General features: G+C 72.8%; 17 protein-coding genes. 11 read left to right on the top strand and 6 right to left on the bottom strand.

The window, feature by feature from the left end:
- The first annotated feature begins 6 nt into the window (after positions 1–6).
- The gene (locus tag ACWD4A_RS27880) at positions 7–1,812 is read left to right on the top strand and encodes a peroxidase family protein (RefSeq protein WP_451198118.1); all 1,806 of its coding nucleotides are present in this window, start codon (positions 7–9) and stop codon (positions 1,810–1,812) included.
- Complete coding sequence (locus ACWD4A_RS27875; RefSeq protein WP_451198116.1) at positions 1,812–2,081, top strand: hypothetical protein; 270 nt, start codon at positions 1,812–1,814, stop codon at positions 2,079–2,081. Before ACWD4A_RS27880 ends, ACWD4A_RS27875 begins: the two co-directional genes overlap by 1 nt.
- A 157-nt stretch (positions 2,082–2,238) precedes the next feature.
- On the opposite strand, the gene ACWD4A_RS27870 is transcribed toward ACWD4A_RS27875, so the two are convergent.
- Positions 2,239–2,523, bottom strand: coding sequence for a hypothetical protein (locus ACWD4A_RS27870; protein WP_451198115.1), 285 nt, complete (start codon positions 2,521–2,523; stop codon positions 2,239–2,241).
- A 212-nt stretch (positions 2,524–2,735) separates the two neighbouring features.
- Here ACWD4A_RS27870 and ACWD4A_RS27865 point away from each other — a divergent pair, with 212 nt between their 5' ends.
- The 4 genes from ACWD4A_RS27865 (at position 2,736) to ACWD4A_RS27850 (ending at position 7,389) form a co-directional block, all read left to right on the top strand.
- The gene (locus ACWD4A_RS27865) at positions 2,736–4,142 is read left to right on the top strand and encodes an FtsW/RodA/SpoVE family cell cycle protein (RefSeq protein WP_451198141.1); all 1,407 of its coding nucleotides are present in this window, start codon (positions 2,736–2,738) and stop codon (positions 4,140–4,142) included.
- Between the two features lie 110 nt (positions 4,143–4,252).
- The gene (locus ACWD4A_RS27860; RefSeq protein ID WP_451198114.1) at positions 4,253–5,446 is read left to right on the top strand and encodes a cytochrome P450; all 1,194 of its coding nucleotides are present in this window, start codon (positions 4,253–4,255) and stop codon (positions 5,444–5,446) included.
- 3 nt (positions 5,447–5,449) lie between these two features.
- Positions 5,450–5,668: a ferredoxin gene (locus tag ACWD4A_RS27855; RefSeq protein WP_451198112.1), complete on the top strand. Its 219-nt coding sequence runs from the start codon at positions 5,450–5,452 to the stop codon at positions 5,666–5,668.
- Positions 5,669–5,763: 95 nt separating this feature from the next.
- On the top strand, positions 5,764–7,389 hold the full coding sequence (locus tag ACWD4A_RS27850) for a carboxylesterase/lipase family protein (protein ID WP_451198110.1): 1,626 nt from the start codon (positions 5,764–5,766) through the stop codon (positions 7,387–7,389).
- A 285-nt stretch (positions 7,390–7,674) separates the two neighbouring features.
- On the opposite strand, the gene ACWD4A_RS27845 is transcribed toward ACWD4A_RS27850, so the two are convergent.
- Positions 7,675–9,678, bottom strand: coding sequence for a glycoside hydrolase (locus tag ACWD4A_RS27845; RefSeq protein WP_451198109.1), 2,004 nt, complete (start codon positions 9,676–9,678; stop codon positions 7,675–7,677).
- 111 nt (positions 9,679–9,789) lie between these two features.
- A complete protein-coding gene (locus ACWD4A_RS27840) occupies positions 9,790–9,999 on the bottom strand; it encodes a hypothetical protein (protein WP_451198108.1) in 210 nt (69 codons plus the stop codon).
- 587 nt (positions 10,000–10,586) lie between these two features.
- Between ACWD4A_RS27840 and ACWD4A_RS27835 the strand changes: the two genes are divergently transcribed.
- A complete protein-coding gene (locus ACWD4A_RS27835; RefSeq protein WP_451198107.1) occupies positions 10,587–11,483 on the top strand; it encodes a hypothetical protein in 897 nt (298 codons plus the stop codon).
- A 7-nt stretch (positions 11,484–11,490) separates the two neighbouring features.
- On the opposite strand, the gene ACWD4A_RS27830 is transcribed toward ACWD4A_RS27835, so the two are convergent.
- Both ACWD4A_RS27830 and ACWD4A_RS27825 read right to left on the bottom strand, forming a co-directional pair.
- The gene (locus ACWD4A_RS27830) at positions 11,491–12,453 is read right to left on the bottom strand and encodes an NAD-dependent epimerase/dehydratase family protein (protein ID WP_451198105.1); all 963 of its coding nucleotides are present in this window, start codon (positions 12,451–12,453) and stop codon (positions 11,491–11,493) included.
- 202 nt (positions 12,454–12,655) lie between these two features.
- On the bottom strand, positions 12,656–13,069 hold the full coding sequence (locus ACWD4A_RS27825) for an ankyrin repeat domain-containing protein (protein WP_451198103.1): 414 nt from the start codon (positions 13,067–13,069) through the stop codon (positions 12,656–12,658).
- A gap of 394 nt (positions 13,070–13,463) precedes the next feature.
- Between ACWD4A_RS27825 and ACWD4A_RS27820 the strand changes: the two genes are divergently transcribed.
- Together ACWD4A_RS27820 and ACWD4A_RS27815 are read left to right on the top strand one after the other, a co-directional pair.
- Positions 13,464–13,658 carry a hypothetical protein gene (locus ACWD4A_RS27820; RefSeq protein ID WP_451198139.1) on the top strand — a complete coding sequence of 65 codons (195 nt, stop codon included), beginning with the start codon at positions 13,464–13,466 and terminating at the stop codon, positions 13,656–13,658.
- A gap of 40 nt (positions 13,659–13,698) precedes the next feature.
- Positions 13,699–15,318 (top strand): hypothetical protein, encoded by a 1,620-nt coding sequence (locus tag ACWD4A_RS27815; protein WP_451198101.1) that lies wholly within the window; start codon positions 13,699–13,701, stop codon positions 15,316–15,318.
- Here ACWD4A_RS27815 and ACWD4A_RS27810 read toward each other — a convergent pair.
- Positions 15,306–16,820, bottom strand: a complete 1,515-nt coding sequence (locus ACWD4A_RS27810) for an SCO1417 family MocR-like transcription factor (RefSeq protein ID WP_451198100.1) — start codon at positions 16,818–16,820, stop codon at positions 15,306–15,308. The genes ACWD4A_RS27815 and ACWD4A_RS27810 overlap by 13 nt on opposite strands.
- Positions 16,821–16,972: 152 nt before the next feature.
- On the opposite strand from ACWD4A_RS27810, the gene yczE reads away from it, so the two are divergent.
- Both yczE and ACWD4A_RS27800 read left to right on the top strand, forming a co-directional pair.
- Complete coding sequence (yczE, locus tag ACWD4A_RS27805; protein ID WP_451198099.1) at positions 16,973–17,656, top strand: membrane protein YczE; 684 nt, start codon at positions 16,973–16,975, stop codon at positions 17,654–17,656.
- 256 nt (positions 17,657–17,912) lie between these two features.
- Positions 17,913–18,289 (top strand): RNA polymerase-binding protein RbpA (locus tag ACWD4A_RS27800; RefSeq protein ID WP_451198097.1); only part of this gene is annotated, 377 nt, incomplete at its 3' end.

Genomic DNA, 18,289 nt, shown 5'->3' with positions numbered 1-18,289 from the left:
CCATCGATGACGCCCGTACCGCGGCCCCGCCGCGAGTGGCACTCCCTGCCGTTCCCGCTCGCGCTCCTGGAGATCAAGAGACAGCGGGAGCTGCTGCGCGCGCGGAACCTGCACGACACCCGCGGCGCGGTCGACGAACGCCCCCGCACGCCGAGCCCCGAGCTGCTGCCGCACCGCAGCTACGACGGCTCGGGCTACGACCCGGACGACGTCGACATGGGCCGGGCGGGCACCCCCTTCGGCCGCAACTTCGCCCTGCCGGAGACATTTCCTGAAGCTGAGGGGCCTGAAGCTGAGGGGTCTGAAGCCGGGGGGAAGGGGCTGTGCTCCCCCAGCCCGCGGGAGGTCAGCAGACAGCTGCTGACCCGCCGTTCCGGATTCCGCCCCGCGCCGACCCTCAACCTGCTGGCCGCGGCCTGGATCCAGTTCCAGAACCACGGCTGGTTCAGCCACGGCGACGACCCGGCCGGGGAGCCGCTGGACGTCCCGTCGCCGGAGGGCGACGACTGGCCGGGGTGTCCGATGCGCGTACCGCGCTCCCGCCCCGCCTCGGCGCCGCGCACCGCCGCGCACCCGCCGGTGTACGAGAACACCGTCACCCACTGGTGGGACGGCTCGCAGCTCTACGGTTCGAGCGAGGAGCGGTGCCGGGCCCTGCGCACGGGAGAGCGCGGCAAGCTCGCCGTGCCGGACGGCAGACTGCCCGACGAGACGGCCCCCGGCCGCTCCGGCATCGACCTCACCGGCTTCAACGACAACTACTGGGTCGGGCTGTCCCTGCTGCACACGCTGTTCGCCAAGGAGCACAACGCGATCTGCGACCGGCTCGCGGCCGCCCGGCCCACCTGGGGCGACGAACGGCTCTTCCAGACGGCCCGGCTGGTCAACACGGCGGTGCTGGCCAGGATTCACACCCTGGAGTGGACCCGGGCGATGATCGACCGGCCGGTGACCCGGGCCGCCATGCACGTCAACTGGTACGGCGTGCTGCCCGCCCGGGTCAGGAACAGGGTCGGGCGCTACGGCAGAGGCGAGGAGCTGTTCGGCATCCTCGGCTCCCCCACCCGCCACCACGCGGCCCCGTACGCCATGACCGAGGAGTTCGTCTCCTCGTACCGGCTGCACCCACTGGTCCGGGACGAGTACGCCATCCGCTCGCACCGCACCGGCGCCCTCGTCGAGCGGACGGGCTTCGAGGCGCTCCACGCGCGGGCGACCCGTCAGGCGGTGGACCGCTGGGGCTGGCCGGACCTGCTGTACTCCTTCGGCGTCATGAACCCCGGTGACATCACCCTGCACAACCACCCCGACTGTCTGCGCGATCTCACCCGGGTCTCCGGGGAGCGGGTCGACATCGGCACGCTGGACGTCCTGCGCGACCGCGAGCGCGGCGTCCCCCGCTACACCGCCTTCCGCGCCGCCCTGCACCGGCCGCCGGTGACCGACTTCGAGGAGCTGACCGGCGGCAACGTGGGCCTGGCGGCAGAGCTGCGCGAGGTGTACGACGGACGGCTGGACCGCGTCGACACCATGGTCGGCATGTACGCCGAGCCCCGGCCGCGCGGCTTCGCGTTCAGCGACACCGCGTTCCGGATCTTCATGCTGATGGCGTCCCGCCGGCTGCAGAGCGACCGCTTCTTCACCGATGACTACCGGCCGGAGATCTACACGCCCGAGGGCCTGGAGTGGATCGAACGCACCGGGATGGCCGACGTCCTGCTGCGCCACCACCCGGAGCTCGCCCGCCCCCTGCACGGGGTGCGCAACGCTTTCTCGCCCTGGCGGATGCTGCGACCTGGAGGGATCAACTGATGGAGCGGATCGAGACATGGTCGCGGCCCGTCCGCGAGCAGGCCGCGGAACTGCTGGAACAGGCCCGTCGGCTGCGGGCGGGCGCGATGTCGGTGACCCTGCCGGACCCGGACGGGGCGGCCCTCCGCCGGCAGATCCTCCGTCACGCGGAGCGGGCCGAATCCGCCGCGCGCTCCCTGGAACGGGCGGCGGACGCGCTGACCTCCCACGAAGCCGTGCTCGCCGCACTGGCTCAACAGGACAACGGCGCGGCGCCCCGCTCCGGCTGAACCGGGGCTGCGCCCCGGACCCCACAACACGGCTTCGCCGCGTTGTCCTCAAACGCCGGACGGGCTGAATTTGCGGACCGTGGCCCTTTGGCCTGCGGCCCGCAGACTGCGGACTACGCCCGCACATCCAGCCCGTCCGGCGTCAGCCGAGCCCGGGTCACAACAAGGCGTACCAGCGGTCCCCGCGAGGCTCCGCCAATCCTTGGTCGGCGAAGCCCGCGACGTGTTTCTGGATGGTCCGCGCCTGGTAGCCCACCGCCCCGGCCAGCTCGTCCAGCGAAGCACCGCCCGGCCCGCACGCCCGCAGTCCCTCCCACGTCCGCGCGGCGTGCCGGCCGAGGTCGGGGACCACCGCTTCCGTGACGACGGCCACGGAAGCGGCCCGTGGGCGCGGGGTGCGGTTGACCTTGCGGTGCCGACGGCCTTTCTGGCGCTTGCTCATGGATGTACCACTGCTCCGTCCTGCTGACGCGTGCGTTCGTCTCCGTGCGTCAACTCGGTGCGGCGGTGGCCGGTTACGGCCGTTCCACCGTGTGTGCGAGACATCACGCAGCGCGAGCGGCGCACACTCACAGAGTGCATGCAGCAGCCCGTTAGGTCCGGATTATTAATGTTTTGTTTAGCTCGCGTGGTCCAAAATTGATCAGCGTGACCATGGAATCCGTGCAACTCGAGGGCCGTGACGAGAGCCCGGCGACGCCGGAGCGCCCGCCGGCCGCGCGACGGCGGCGCAACCGTGAGGCGCTGCTGCTCGGGCTGGCCGTGCTGATCAGCTGCTTCGGCTACGCGTACACCGGCCTGTCGGTCAACGGCAGCCTGCCGCGCGGCCTTCCCGGTTTCGCCGCGAGCATGGCGTGCCTGGCGCTCGTGCCGCATCTGGCCGTGCGCCGCTGGGCGCCCTGCGCCGACCCGCTGATCCTGCCGCTGTCCGTACTGCTCTCGGGCATCGGGCTGGTGCTGCTCTTCCGGCTGGACTTCGCGTACAGCGCCCGGTTCAAGAACTCCGCACCCACCGCATCCGGCCAGTTGCTGTGGACGGTGATCGGGGTGGCCGTGTGCGTCGGCGTCATCCTGTTGCTCAAGGACCACCGGCGGCTCCAGCGCTACATCTACGTGATGATGGCGGCCGCGCTGGTGCTGCTGATGGCGCCCGCGTTCTTCCCGGGCGACACGTACGGCGCCAAGCGGTGGATCTACATCGGTCCGCTGTCCTTCCAGCCCGGCGAGTTCGTCAAGACCATGATCGCCGTGTTCTTCGCGGGCTATCTGGTCATCCACAGGGACACGCTCGCGCTCACCGGGCGCAAGGTACTGGGCGTGCGGCTGCCGCCGGGCCGGCAGCTCGGGCCGATCCTCGCCGTATGGGTGCTGAGCCTGCTGGTGCTGGTCTTCGAGCGGGACCTCGGCACCTCGCTGATCTTCTTCGGGCTGTTCGTGGTGATGCTGTACACGGCCACGGAGCGCACCAGCTGGGTGCTGTTCGGCCTGGCGATGGCCGTGGTCGGGGCCACCGCGGTCGGTTCGATCGAGCCGCACGTCAAGGGGCGCATCGTCGCCTGGCTGCATCCCTTCGACATCTTCCTGCCGGAGGACAAGCGGCCCAAGGGGCTGATCTCCAGCCAGCTCGCGGACGCGTTGTTCGGCTTCGGCAGCGGCGGGGTCACGGGCACGGGCCTGGGGCAGGGCCACCCCGAACTGATCGGCTTCGCGGGCCGCAGCGACTTCATCCTGACCACCATCGGGGAGGAGTTGGGGCTCGCCGGGACGATGGCGGTGCTGGTGCTGTACGCGTTGCTGGTCCAGCGGGGGCTGAGCACGGCGCTGTCCGCGCCCGACCCGTTCGGCAAGCTGCTGGCGGTGGGTCTGGCCGCGGCCCTCGCCCTGCAGATCTTCGTGGTGGCCGGCGGTGTCATGGGGCTCATTCCGCTCACCGGCAAGGCCCTGCCGTTCCTCGCCAAGGGCGGTTCGTCGCTGGTGGCGAACTGGCTGCTGGTCGCCGTGCTGCTGAGGATCAGCGACAGCGGCGGCCGGGCGGCTGCGGCGCCGAGGACCCACGTCTGATTTTCGTTGCCCGGGGCTACCTATCACGCGCGGCACCGTGGCAATCGCTGCACGCACCACCTACCGTGAGGTGAACGGAAGCGCAACCTCCCGTCGGGGAAGGGGAACGCATGACCACCACCGCACATGTCGAGCCCACCGCCTATCCGTTCAACGAAGCCTCCGGTCTGGGCCTGTCCGAGCTGTACGAGCACGCGCGCCGCGGCGAAGGACTGCTGCGCGTACGGCAGGAGCACGGCGAGCCCGCCTGGCTGGTGACCCGCTACGCCGACGCCCGGCTCGTCCTCGGCGACCGGCAGTTCAGCCGCGCCGCGGCCGCGCACCACGACGAGCCCCGCCGCACCCCTGGACGGCGCGACTCCGGGCTGCTCGGCATGGACCCGCCGGACCACACCCGGCTGCGGACCCTGGTGTCGAAGGCGTTCACCGTGCACCGGGTCGAGAAGATGCGACCGGGCGTCCGCGAGCTGGCGGAAGGCCTGTTGGACGACATGGTCGCGGCGGGGCCGCCCGCCGACCTCGTGGAGCGGTTCGCGCTGCCGCTGCCCGTCGCCGTGATCTGCCGGATGCTCGGAGTGCCCCCCGAGGACCAGGGACGCTTCCGCGTCTGGAGCGACACCTCGCTCTCGACCAGCCCGCTGACCTCGGAGGAGATCGCCGCCAACAGGGACGAGCTCCGCGCGTACATGGCGGAGCTCGTCGAGGCGCACCGGGCGCGGCCCGCCGACGACCTGATGACCGCGCTGATCGAGGCGCGCGACGTGGACGACCGGCTGTCCGAACTCGAACTGATCGACCTGTGCGACGGACTGCTCGTCGCCGGGCACGAGACGACGGCGAGCCAGATCCCCAACTTCCTCTGGACGCTGCTGGACCACCCCGGCCAGTTCGACCGGCTGCGCACCGAGCCCGGCCTCGTGCCCGCCGCGGTGGAGGAGCTGCTGCGCTTCGTACCGCTCGGCGTGGGCGCGTCGTTCGCCCGGTACGCCACGGAGGACGTCGAGGTGGGCGGCACGCTCGTACGGGCGGGCGAGCCGCTGCTGGTGGCGGTCGGCGCCGCCAACCGGGACGCGCTGCGCTTCGCCTCCCCGGACTCCCTCGACCTCGGCCGCGAGGGCAACCAGCACCTGGGCTTCGGGCACGGGGTGCACCACTGCCTGGGCGCCCCGCTGGCCCGGCTGGAGCTCCAGGAGGCGCTGCGGACGATCGTGCTGCGACTGCCCGGCATCCAGGCGGCGGGCGATGTCGAGTGGAAGACCGAGATGCTGATGCGCGGACCGCGCACGATGCCGGTGAGGTGGTGAGCGATGACGTGGCGGGTGACGGTCGACCGCGGTCGCTGCATGGGCTCCGGCATCTGCGCGGCCCTGGCCCCCGAGTTCTTCGAGCTGTCCGGGGAGCGGTCGCGGGCGCTGACCGACGAGATCCGGCCCGACGAGACGGCCCTGGACGCGGCGGACTCCTGTCCGGCGCTCGCGATCACGGTCACGGACGGCAACACGACGCTCGGACCACGACCCGATTGAGACCCCAACAGAACAGGTGTACATGACCTTTTGTGGGTACATTCCGGGCGCCCGGGTCACCCCACGCACCCGGATCCGTGAAAGGTCACCCCCCTATGCCGGAAGCCCACAGCAGCCGACTCCGCGGCGGGGCGCTCGCGCTCCTGGCCCTGTTCTCCGCCCTGACCGCGGCCCCGCCCGCGGCGGCAGCGGCGGCGCCCGCCCCCGAGAGACCCGTCGTGACCACCGACCACGGCCAGGTCCGGGGGGTGGGGCACGGCGCGTACAACACCTTCGAGGGCATCCCGTTCGCCGCGCCGCCCACGGGCAGGCTGCGCTGGCAGCTCCCCGCTCCGGCGGCCCACTGGCGGGGCGTCAGGGACGCGGGCGCGCCCCGCGAGCGCTGTGTGCAACTGTCCCCGGGCGCACCGGACAAGACGGTGGGTTCGGAGGACTGCCTCTATCTGAACGTCACCGCGCCGACGGGCCGCGCGGCGGGCCGGGGCAGGCCCGTGATGGTCTGGGTGCACGGCGGCGGCTTCACCTCGGGCGGCGGCAGCGACTATCCCTCCGAGCGGCTCGCGGCCCAGGGCGGCGCGGTCGTGGTCACCCTCAACTACCGGCTGGGCGCGCTCGGTTTCTTCGGCCACCCGGCGCTGGGCGGTGCGCCCGACTTCGGCCTCGCCGACCAGCAGGCGGCCCTGCGCTGGGTGCGGGCCAACGCGGCCCGCTTCGGCGGCGATCCGCGCAACGTGACCCTGTTCGGCGAGTCGGCGGGCGGGCTGAGCACCTGCGCCCAGCTGATCTCGCCCGGATCGGCGGGGCTCTTCCACAAGGCGATCGTGCAGAGCGGCTCGTGCATGACGCAGATGCCGCCCGGCTCCACCGACCCCGGCGGGGCCGCGTACAGCCCCTGGGCGACGGAGAACCGGGTGCGGGAGGAAGGCGCCGAGGCCGCCCGCAAGCTGGGCTGCGGTGGCGACGGCGGGGCGGCGCTGAGCTGTCTGCGCGGGCTGCCCGTGGCGAAGCTGGCGACGCCCGAGCTGACGGAGGCGTTCAGTTACGTCGCCTACGGCAACGCGCTGCTGCCCGAGCGGCCGGAGCGGGCGCTGGAGGCGGGCCGCTTCCACCGGGTGCCGGTGATGCAGGGCAGCAACCACGACGAGATGCGGCTCTTCGTCGGCCAGACGCTGGCCGACCACCCCATTCCGGACGCGAACGCCTACCGGGCCCGGCTCACGGGCTCCTTCGGCCAGGCCGCCGGTGCCGTCGAGGCGCTCTACCCGGTGACGAAGTACCCGACGCCCGCGCTCGCCTGGTCGAGTGTGGTCACCGACCGGGCGTGGACGTGCACGACCCTGCGGGCCGACCGGGCGCTGGCCGCGCGCGTGCCCACGTACGGCTATGAGTTCAGCGACCCCAACCCGCCGGTGATTCCGGGGATTCCGCTGGTGAAGGGCTTCCCGTACGCGGCCACGCACGCCTTCGAGCTGCCGTACCTCTTCGACATCCCGGTCGAGCCCGCCTTCACGGCGGCGCAGCGGGCGCTGTCCGGGCGGATGGTCGGCTACTGGACCCGGTTCGCGCGGACCGCCCATCCGGACCTGCCGGGGGCACCGGCGTGGCCGGCCTTCCGGGGCGGGGCTCCGCTGGTGCAGTCCTTCGCCCCGGGTACGGGGGGCATCCGGCCGGTGGACGTGGGCACCGAGCACCACTGCGCGTTCTGGGACACGCACCGCTGAGTCCGCGCGGCGCGGTTGCACGATGAGGACGCGCTCACGGCCGCAGCCGTCGCCGCGACGGGTTCACGGACGGAGAAGACCGGTCGGCAGACCGGTCTTCTCCGCGTTGCCGGGCCCGACGAGGCGCGGGAGACAGTTCCCCGTCACGACGCTCCGGATCTCCAGCGCCCTTCGGGTATTTCCCCAAGCGCCGGACGGGCTGTATTTCAGCCCGTCCGGCGCTTGAGGACACCGTGCGGAGCGCGGTTCGTGGGTCCGGGGGCGCAGCCCCCGTTTCCCGGGGGATCAGCGGTTGACGTTCACCTGGTCGGGGCAGAGGCGCCGCGGTGCGGAGTCACCGCGGAGCGTGGCGTCGACGCATCCCCCCGGCAGTCCGTCGTACGCGGTGGAGCCGAAGTTGGCCGTGACGGTGAGCGTGCCGTCGCCGAAGACCGTCCGCTGGACGGTCCGGTCGGGGTTCAGCGTGCGGAAGTCCGTCATCGCCTCCGTGCCGGCGGCCTGGTGCAGCGGCGCGAAGTACTTCTGCAGCGCCGCGAGTTCGCTCCCGCGCTCCTTGAGGGACTTGCCGTCGAGGACGAAGTTGAGCGGCGTGTTGTAGAGCATCGCCAGCAGCGCCCGTGTCGTCTTCTGCCGGGGCAGTTTGTCGTAGGAGAGCTCCCAGCGTTCGGTGTTGACGAGGGAGTCGTGCAGGGCGGTCTCGTACAGCGGGACGCGATAGGCGGGGTCGTACATCGCCTTGGCGACCGCGGCGGGCAGTTCGGCGGGCTTGAAGAAGATGCCGGGGGCTCCGGCGGGGGCGTAGCCGCCCCATTTCTCCTTGTCCTTCTGTGCCTTCCAGAGCCCGTCGGCGACCGGGGTGCCCGAGCCGTGGTCGAAGGCGAGGGCCTGGTTGGACCAGGCGCCCGCGGACTCGGAGCCGAGGACGAGCTTGTCGTCGGCGATGCGCTTCATCCGGGCGAGGCGGTTGGCGCGGTCGCGGGACTTGTCCATGGGGTGGGCGGTGGAGCTGTCGTCGAAGAGTTCGCCGGCGGCGTCGACGTCGAGGAAGTAGCTGTCGGCGCCGTTGGCGGTCATCTCGCGGGTGCGGTCGGCGAGGTAGTGGTGGGTGGGTTCGGCCTTCTCGAAGGCCTCGGAGCTGAGGTAGCAGCCGCGGTCGTGGAAGCCGGGTACGGGCTTGCCGTCGCTGTCCTGGACGCAGAAGTCCGGGTAGACCTTGTCGGGCCAGACGGAGGTGGGCGCGTCGGAGGTCTTGGGGTCCTGGCCGTTGGCGAAGGAGTCGTACGGGCCGACGAGGTATCCCGCCTTCTTGGCCGCGGTCACGGCGGCGGCATCCATCGGCTTGTCGTCGGCGTCGTAGCCGAGCCACATCCGGTCGGCGCCGAGCGCGCGCAGTCGCCCGACGCCGTCGGCCGTGCGCGCGTCGCCCCACAGGTAGGCGTGGAAGGCGCCGAGGAGCTTCCCGGTGGCCAGGTTGGCGTCGATCTTGCGGCGCAGGCTGCCGAGTTGTCCGTGTTGCCGGAGCCAGGCGCGGTAGTCGACGGCGGGGGCGACGGGTGAGCCGTCGGTGAGGGCGAAGGCGACGGTGTAGTCCGTGGTGCCCGCGGTGCGGGAGAAGCGGTGGGTGGCGGTGGCGCGCAGCCGTCCCTGGTCGGAGGTCACGCGCAGCGAGGTGCCGATGTCGGTGGGGACGAGATAGCTGACGCCCTGCCGTCCGACGGTGTAGCCCCAGAGCGGCATGGAGAGCCCCGAGTCCATGGCGATGTCGCTGTCGGTGAGCTGGGCCTCGGGAGAGTTCCAGAAGCGGTCGGCGACCGGCAGGGACAGCCCTTCGCCACGCGGGAGCTGGAGGGCGGAGGCGGCGCTGTCCGTACCGGTGACGGGCCAGGCCAGGGTGCGGTCGCCGCTGCCGGAGTACGTGCCGGAGACGACGAGGCGGCCCTGGTCGGAACGGGCGGTCACGGTCAGCCCGGTGCCGGGGTACGTCCAGCGGGCGCTGTCGCCGCTGACCGTCACGGACCCGGGGGCGCCGGGGGTCCGGGCCGCGGCGGCGGACAGTTCCACGGCCGCCCCCCGGTCCGTACGGGCCGTCACGCGCAGCGTGGTGGTGTCGAGGGTGGCGGTGCCGCCGCGGACGGCGAAGTCGACGAGGTGGCCGTGCGCCTGGACGACGCGGGCGGTCCGCGCGGGCTGCGCGGCACCCGCGTCGGTGGCGAGGGTGACGCACGGGAGGGTGACCGCCAGCGCCACGGCGGCGGCGCGGACGGTGCGGCAGGAAGTGAGGGTGTGCATGGGGAGTTGACAGCGGGCGGGTCTAAGGAGTTCTTAAGAGACCGGGGAGCGCGGGCGCCGGTGGCCTTGCCGGGCAGGCGGGCCGAGCACTCTCCGGTACCGGACGGTCCGTCAGGCCGGTGTGCGCTCGCCGGGGCGGGAGTCGAAGGACACGCCCACCGAGCAGGGGACGGTCTGCTCCCCGCCCGCCAGCATCGCCCGGCCGATCCGCTCCGCGTGCTCGCGGGTGATGACGAGTTCCACCCGGTCCTCGACCCCGGGATTCCCTCCGGACTTGCCGACGGAAATACGCAGGGAGACAACGCCGTCCTCATTGGACAAGGCGGTCACACTTCCGTCAACTACACCAGGAATCATGATTCCACTTTCGCACTTCACTGGACGCGGACATGGACACTGCGGAAATTCGGGGCGGCCGCAGCGGACAACTCGGAATGCGGGCGCCGCATTTCCGCCCCGGCCGCCGGGTGGTGCGCTTCGGCCTTCCGGCGCGACACGGCGCACCGTGTCGCGATGCGGTTCCCGTGGGCGGAAGAAGACATTCCGTCATACGGCGACGATTGCCCCGGCACGACGATTCGCCAAATGGCCACCCCAACGGGTGACTTGACGGCCATTTCCATTGAATGCGCTACCCCCGGCGAAGATGCTGCCACCGGGAAGATCGCAGATCAAGCCCCGGACCGCCGTCGAGTGAGACATGTCACGAAGGGTGCATCGGTGTGCTGGTGTGCGGGTTTTCGTCCGGTCGGGGTGATAGCGGCGCCGGACGTACGGCGGGCCGCGCCGCGTCGGACCGGGGCCGGAATTCCGCTGCCATGGCGGTCCCATATCGTTCACCGTGGAGAAACGAACGATCACGCTCCGGCAGCCGACGAGCCGCCCGGGGCTTGAGCGAAGGAACGGCATTGGACCTGGATCCCGACCACTCCTCGGCGCACAGCGATCAGGAAGCCATGCGACAACGGCTGCTGAGCACGGTGGAGAAGGCCGGGCTGCCCGGCCCGCCGCCCGAGCTGGCCCTGCCGCTGCACCCGGCCGCCGTCGAGGTCGCGCACCTGGCGTGGTGCGAGCTGCGCTCCGGGCCGCCGGCCCCGCCGCGCGCGAAGGAGCTGGCCCGGTGGCTGGACGATGCCGCCGCCGCGCGGTCCACCGCCACCGGCCCGGCCGAGTGGCCGGTGGAACTCGCCGGACCGGGCCAGCCGCACCTGTCGCGGGCCCTGGACCGGACGTCCGCCTCGCCCGGTGCCTGGCGCCCCGCCGACCGGGCCGCCCTGGCGTCGGCGGTACGGCTGCTGGGCGCGGTCTGGCCGGGCATGCTCGGCGAACTGCGGGCGTCGGTCGCGCAGGTGGCCCTGCTCGACGGCGCGCCGGCCGACGGCCGCACCGGCATCGCCGTGCACGGGGCCGTTCTGGTCGACCGCCGCTGCTTCTCCCCGACTCCGGCCGGTCTCCTGGGGTCGGTCAGGCTGGCCGAGGCGCTGGTCCACGAGGGCACGCTCACGCGCTGCGCCGCGGCGGCGGCACGGGAGCCGTTCGCGACCGGCACGGACCCCGTCGCGGCACGGCAACTGGACGAGCGGGTGGGACGGATGGTGGCGCTGTCCCGCTGTGTCCTGCTGTACCGGCGGCTCCTGGGGAGCGGCCCGGCCGCGGAGCCCGCGGTGGAACAGCGGCACGACCGGCTGCTCGCGGACCTCGGCGAGGCCGTGGACACGGTCGGTGCCCACCGGGCGGCGCTGACGGAGCGCGGCATCCGGCTGCTCGACCGGGGCGTGCGGCTGGCGGGCGGGATCGTCCCCTAGCCCGGCCCTAGCCCGGCCCTTGCCGGTCCGGGGGATTCCGCGGCGCCCGGTGGCTCTCCTCCACCATGGCCCGGAGTCCCTCGTGCAGGCCGGTGCGGGGGCGGAAGGCGAAGGCGCGGGCGGCGACGGTGATGTCGGCGGCCGCGTGCCGGACGTCGCCCGGCCGCGCGGGACGCGGGACGACGTCGACCGGGCCCACCAGGCTCTCCACGGCGGCCAGCGCCTGCTTCATGGAGACCGGTGAGCCGCTGCCGAGGTTGGCCACGCCGGTGAAGCCGGAGCAGGCCGCGTCGCGCATGGCGGTGACGACGTCGCGGACGTAGGTGAAGTCACGGGTCTGCTCGCCGTCGCCGTACAGCGGGAACGGCTCGCCGCCCGCGACGGCGGCGAGCAGCCGGGCGAAGGCCATGTCGGGCCGCTGCCGGGGGCCGTAGACGGAGAACAGCCGCAGCGACAGAGCGGGCACCCCGTGGACCGTGCGGTACAGCTCGCAGAGATGCTCCCCCGCCAGTTTGGTGACCCCGTAGGGGGACACCGGCCTGGGACAGGCCGTCTCGGCCGTGGGGTACGTCAGGGCGTCGCCGTAGACGGAGGAGCTGGAGGCGTAGACGAAGGCGCCGGACGTACGGTCCCGCACGGCCTCCAGCAGGACCTGCGTGGCGAGGACATTACGGCGGGCGTACGACGCGAACCCGTCGCCCCAGGACGGCCCGACCCCGGGTTCGCCCGCGAGGTGGTAGACGGCGTGGGCGCCGTCCAGCAGCGGCCCGAGCCCGGCCTCCAGCAGGTCCGCGCGGTGGAAGGAGAAGGCCGGACGGCGCGTCAACTCCCGTACGTTGCGCTCCTTGAGCGCCACGTCGTAGGTGTCGGTCAGCACGTCGATACCGACGACCGTGTCCCCGGCGGCCAGGAGGTGTGCGCACAGGTGCGAGCCCAGGAACCCGGCCGCGCCGGTCACGACCGCCCGCATCACGGCCTCCCCGCGGAGGAGGCGCGCGCACGGTGGAGACAGGCGTTCCGCATGGCTGGTGACCTCCGGGGCGAGGCGGTGGGTGCGGGCGTCCGGCGTCCATTCGCTCAGGCCCGCGCCGTGAAGGGAAGACCCCGCGCGAACGCACCATGCCGTTCGAGCCACCGCCGGACGGGCGGACCGGCCCGTCCGGCGGATCGGCCTACTTGCCCTGGAAGAGCTCCACCAGGTCCTGCCGCCCGAACACCGCGGCCGCCTCGATCGCGGAGGGCGACCCCGCCGACGCGTCCGCGCCGTGCGCGAGCAGCGTGCGGACGATCTCGTCCTCGCCCTTGAAGACCGCCCCTGCGAGCGGCGTCTGGCCGCGGTCGTTGGGCCGGTTCGGGTCGGCACCGCGCGAGAGGAGGGCCGTGACGGCGTCGAGGTGACCGTGGTAGGCGGCCAGCATGACGAGCGAATCGCCGCGGTCGTTGGTGAGATTGACCGGAACCCCTGCGTCCACATAGGCGGCGAGGGTGTCCGTGTCACCGTGTCGCGCCAGGTCGAAGACCTTGGCCGCGAGCTGCAGCACCTCGGGGTCGTGTGCGGGCTCGGTCTCGGGGGTCTGCTCGGTCATGGGTCGGTCCTCCGGGTTCTGCGGCTGGCGGCCGGGTGACATGAGTGCGTGGGTGCTGCCCTACCCTACGTACGCCCGCACCCCTGGAACCATGGGTCACGGCCGACGCGCGCCACGTCCGGGCCGTCGAGGGCCCCGCGACGGCCCGGACGGGGTTCGGACGCGTCCGAACGGGTGATTCCGCGGGAACACCGGCGCGGAGACTCGCGCGACGGCACTGATCGTCACCGAGCCGGTTTCGCGCCGTGTTCAAGCGGTTCGCCATCCCCTGGCGGACGTCTCCCGCCGGGACCGCCGACGGCCAAGCGGCGGTTCATCCGCTTTTGCCTTATTAGCACTTTCTGTGAGTCTTGAGGAACTCGTGGTGACCGTCACGACCACCCAGGAGCACGCCATGATCCTGTCCATCTCCGGTGTAGTGCTGTTCGGCGTCATCGTCTTCCTGTTCTTCCGCAAGGACGGCCTCAAGCCCACCCACGGCATCACCTGCGCCCTGTTCGGCTTCTACCTCGCGGGCACGGCCATCGCCCCCAGCATCAAGGCGGGCAGCGCCAGCCTCGCCGGGCTGCTGGGCGGCCTCAAGTTCTGAGCCAGCCCCGCACCCGCCCCACCGACGGCAGGAGGACGACGTGGGCCGGAGACTCCCCCGCAGCCTCACCGACGGCACCGCGCCCGCGCGCGGACGGGAACTCGCGCGCGCGGCCGCCGACAACGCCGCCGACGTGTTCCACCCACTGATCACCGTGCTCCGCGGGCTGCGCGCCCTGGCGGCCGGCGCGCGGCGCCAATGGGGACGGACCCCCAGGGACCGGCGCGGGCCCACGCTGCTGCTGTTCTGCTCCTGCACATGCATCGTGGCGCTCGTGCCGTACGGGCCGGCGCTCACCGTCCTCACCCTGATAGCCGCGGCGGCCTGGGCGGGCCGCGACCGCGCCCCCGTCGACACGGCCGGCACCGACGCGGAGGACGAGCGGCTCCGGGCGCTGTACGAGTGCCTGGTGCCCTCCTTCCGCACACCGGAGGACCCCGGCCCGCTCTATGCGCACGGCGGCGACTGGCGGGAGGCGTTCCCCTCGCACACCTTCGAGGACGGGCGGCTGGTCTCCCTCCGGCTGCGCTACCCCGCCCACTTCGCCGACGGCGAGGCCGAACCCCGGGCCAGGATCGAGCAGTTGCTCCAGATCAAGGCGGGCCGCGGCCGCGAGTACCGGTTCGACTGGGACGAGGAGGCCAACTGCCTCACGCTGACCGTGCTCGCCGCCCTCCCCACCGACATCCATGCCCAGCGGTTCGTGACCGCGCCCGGGGAGACGGTGCTCGGCTTCACCGACCCGGCCACCGTGCGGCGCACCCTGCCGGTGCTGGACGGGGAGACGGTCCGCGACGCGCCGCCCGTCGTCTGGCGCACGGGCCGACGCTCCACGGAACCCCACCTGCTGGCCCTCGGCAAGCCCTCCTGCGGGACCAGCAGCCTGCTGCGCTCGATCGCCCTCCAGGCCCTCCACCACGGCGACGTGGTGCTGATCGACGGCGGCAGCACCGGCGGATACGCCTGCCTCCTCGGCAGGGAGGGCGTGCTGGCCGTCGAGTCCTCCCCCGCGGGCGCGCTCGCCGCCCTGGAGTGGGCCTCCCACGAGACCGGACGACGGCTGATCACCACCAACCACGCCCGGCAGCAGGGCAGTCCGCTCCCCGAGGACGTCCGGCGCCCGCTGTGGATCGTCCTCGACCGGCCCACGGCGCTCAGCCACCTCGCCGCGAGCGAGGGCCGACCCGACCCCCAGGACCTGCTGGAGGTTCCGCTGCTCCACGGCCGGGCCGCCAATGTCACCGTCGCCGTGGCCGACCACTTCGAGAACGCCGCGCTGCTCGGCGCGACCGTGCTCGGCCACACCCGCGCGCGGGTGATCCTCGGCCCCGCGACGCCCGAGCAGGTGCGGTCGGCGCTGGGCGCCCCGCCGGACACCACCCCCACCCCGGACATGCCGCCCGGCCGCGGCTACGCGCGGCTGGGCTCGGGGCCGGTCCACCGGGTGCAGGTGCCCGCCACCCCGGACCCGCTCGACGAGGAGGCGCCCGAGGCCGAACGGCAGGCGGTCCTGCGGCTCCTCCCCGCGGCGGACCGTCCGGCGCCGTACGGGACCGGGGTGGAGGCGGCACCCGCGCCGGAACCGGCCCCCGGCGGCCGGGCCGCGCCCCTCGGGCACCACCTGGGCGGCGGGGAACCGATGCCGGCTCAGGCCACGTAGGTCCGCGGCGCCTCGGCGGCCGCCGTCGCGCCGCTCGCGACCAGCCGGGCGGCCTCGGCGAGCCTGCTCGCGGCCTCCTCGGCGACCGCGCCCGAGACCGTGAACGGCACCCGCACGAACCCCTCGAAGGCCCCGTCGACGCCGAACCTCGGCCCCGACGGCACCCGCACCCCCAGCCGTTCCCCCGCCTCGGCGATCCGCGAGCCGGACAGGCCGCCGGTGCGCACCCACAGGGTGAGGCCGCCGCGCGGGACGGTGAACTCCCAGTCGGGCAGGTGGCGGCCGAGTGCGGCGACGACGGCGTCACGGTTCTCGCGCGTGGTGGCCTGCCGTATGTCGACGGCGGCGTCCCAGCCGTCGGTGTTCAGCAGCCAGGTGACGGCGAGCTGTTCGACCACGGGCGTGCCCAGGTCGGCGTAGGCGCGCGCGGCGACCAGGTTGCGGATCACGTCCGGAGCGGCCCGGACCCAGCCGATCCGCAGGCCCGCCCAGAAGGACTTGCTCGCGGAACCGACGGTGATCACGGCACTGCCCGCGGGGTCGAAGGCACAGACGGGCCGCGGAAGTTCGAGGTCCGGTTCGAGGCAGAGGTCGGACATGGTCTCGTCCGCGATGAGCACGGTGCCCGCGGCGCGGGCCGCCTCGACGAGCTCCCTGCGCTGCTCGTCGGGGGCGAGGGCGCCGGTGGGGTTGTGGAAGTCGGCGATGACGTACGCCATGCGGGGCGCGGCGTCGCGCAGCACCTGGCGCCAGGCCGCCAGGTCCCACCCGGCGAGCCCGTCGGCCATGGCGACCGGCACCAGCCGGGCCCCGGCCTCGCGCATGAGCTGGAGCACGTTGGCGTACGACGGCGACTCGACGGCCACCCGCTCGCCGTGGCCCGCCATGAGCCGGCAGATCGCGGCGACGGCGCCCATGGCACCCGTGGTGACCATGATCTGCTCGGGCATGGTGGGGATGCCGCGCGCGCTGTAGCGGTCGGCGATGGCCTGCCGCAGGGCGGGCAGACCCGCCGGGTAGTCGCCGTGGGTGTGCGCGTACGGCGGCAGTTCCTCCAGCGCGCCCTGGAAGGCGCGGGTCAGCCAGGGCTCGGGGGCGGGCAGGGCGGCGCAGCCGAGGTCGATGACGGACCCGGCCGCCTCCGGGGGCAGCGGGTCGAGGCCACGGGTGGGCAGCGGGTTCCCCGCGGGCACGGAGGTCCAGCTCCCGGCGCCGCGCCGGGACTCCAGGAACCCCTCGCCGCGCAGCGCCTCGTAGGCGGCGGCGACCGTGGTGCGGCTGACGCCGAGCGCGGTCGCGAGCTCGCGCTCGGCGGGCAGCCGGGCGGCGACCGGGACCCGGCCCTCCAGCACGAGCAGCCGGATGCCGTCCGCGAGGGAACGGTAGGCGGGTGCGCGGCGGCCGCCGATCAGGGTCACGACACCGTGCCCGTCGCGCGCGTGCTGCGATCCGAGGAGCTGCGCGAGCTTCTGCGCACTCACCGAAGAGGTCCACTGGCTCATCCTGATCGGTCCACCTTTCCGGGATTGGCCATGGATTACTGCTGTATCCAGTCCACAGACTGTCATGCGGCAGGCCACTTGCACCACCGCTCGCCGCCGATTCGCCGCCGATTCGCTCGGCCGATCACTGTCGATCACTTGGGAGGAACCAATTGTCCGCATCAGGGGGGCTGCTTCTCACCCGCCGACTGCTTCAGTTGTACGGCGGGCTCGCGCTGTACGGAGTGAGCGCGGGGCTGCAGTTGCGGGCGGGGCTCGGGCTCGCGCCGTGGGACGTGCTGAACCAGGGGGTCGCCCGGCACACGGGCCTGTCGATCGGTACCGCCTCGATCGCCATCGGCGCGCTGGTGCTGCTGCTGTGGATCCCGATGCGGCAGCGGCCCGGACTCGGCACGGTCTCCAACGTACTCGTGATCGGCCTCGCACTGGACGCCACGCTGAGCCTGACGCCCCAGCCGCACTCGCTGTGGGTGCGTATTCCACTGCTGGCCTTCGCGGTGGTGCTGTGCGCGGCGGCGACCGGGCTCTACATCTCCACCCGGTTCGGACCGGGCCCGCGCGACGGCCTGATGACCGGTCTGCACCGGCGGACCGGTCGCTCGCTGCGGCTCGTCCGCACCTGCATCGAGGTCGTCGTGCTGGCGACGGGCTTCGCGCTCGGCGGGTCGGCCGGCGCGGGCACGGTGCTCTACGCGCTCGCCATCGGACCGCTGGCGCAGTTCTTCCTGCGTTTCTTCGCGCTGCCGGAGCCGGCAGCGCCGCGGACGGCCACCGTCCCGGTGGCCGGATCGACTCCGGAACGGACGGCGCCGCGCGAAATTCCGGACCTGGTTTAGCCCTCGGAGTGACGGGCCGGTAGTGTACGCCTTCGACCCACCGGACGGACCGTTACTGCGCGCTAAAGCGACAGAAACGCAGGGTGACATCCGTTGCCAGATGTGACAAAACGGGCGCTGGTGGGTACAACAAGGGGCGGCACGACGGGCGACGCATGTCCCTCAACGGGAATCTTCACCGCCGACCGGACGTTGACCGGATGACGACGACAGCGACACCTGTCCTGTGGGCGACCAAGCCCGGGAGGCACGATTCATGAGTGAGCGAGCTCTCCGCGGCACGCGACTTGTGGTTACCAGCTACGAGACCGACCGCGGCATCGATCTGGCCCCGCGCCAGGCGGTGGAGTACGCATGCCCGAACGGGCATCGATTTGAGATGCCGTTTTCGGTAGAGGCGGAGATTCCGCCGGAGTGGGAGTGCAAGGCGTGCGGCGCCGTGGCACTCCTGGTGGACGGCGACGGCCCCGAGGAGAAGAAGGGCAAGCCTGCGCGTACGCATTGGGACATGCTCATGGAGCGACGCACCCGCGAGGAGACCGGCACCGACCGAATCCGGGGGAACCATCCATGTCCGAGGACACCTACCGCCTGGCCGTCATCGTCGCTTCCACCCGTGAGGGCCGCTTCGCC

The sequence above is a fragment of the Streptomyces sp. NPDC002537 genome (assembly GCF_053594975.1).
Note: the sequence above shows the minus strand (reverse complement) of the source record. Positions and strands in the feature narration are given on the sequence as shown.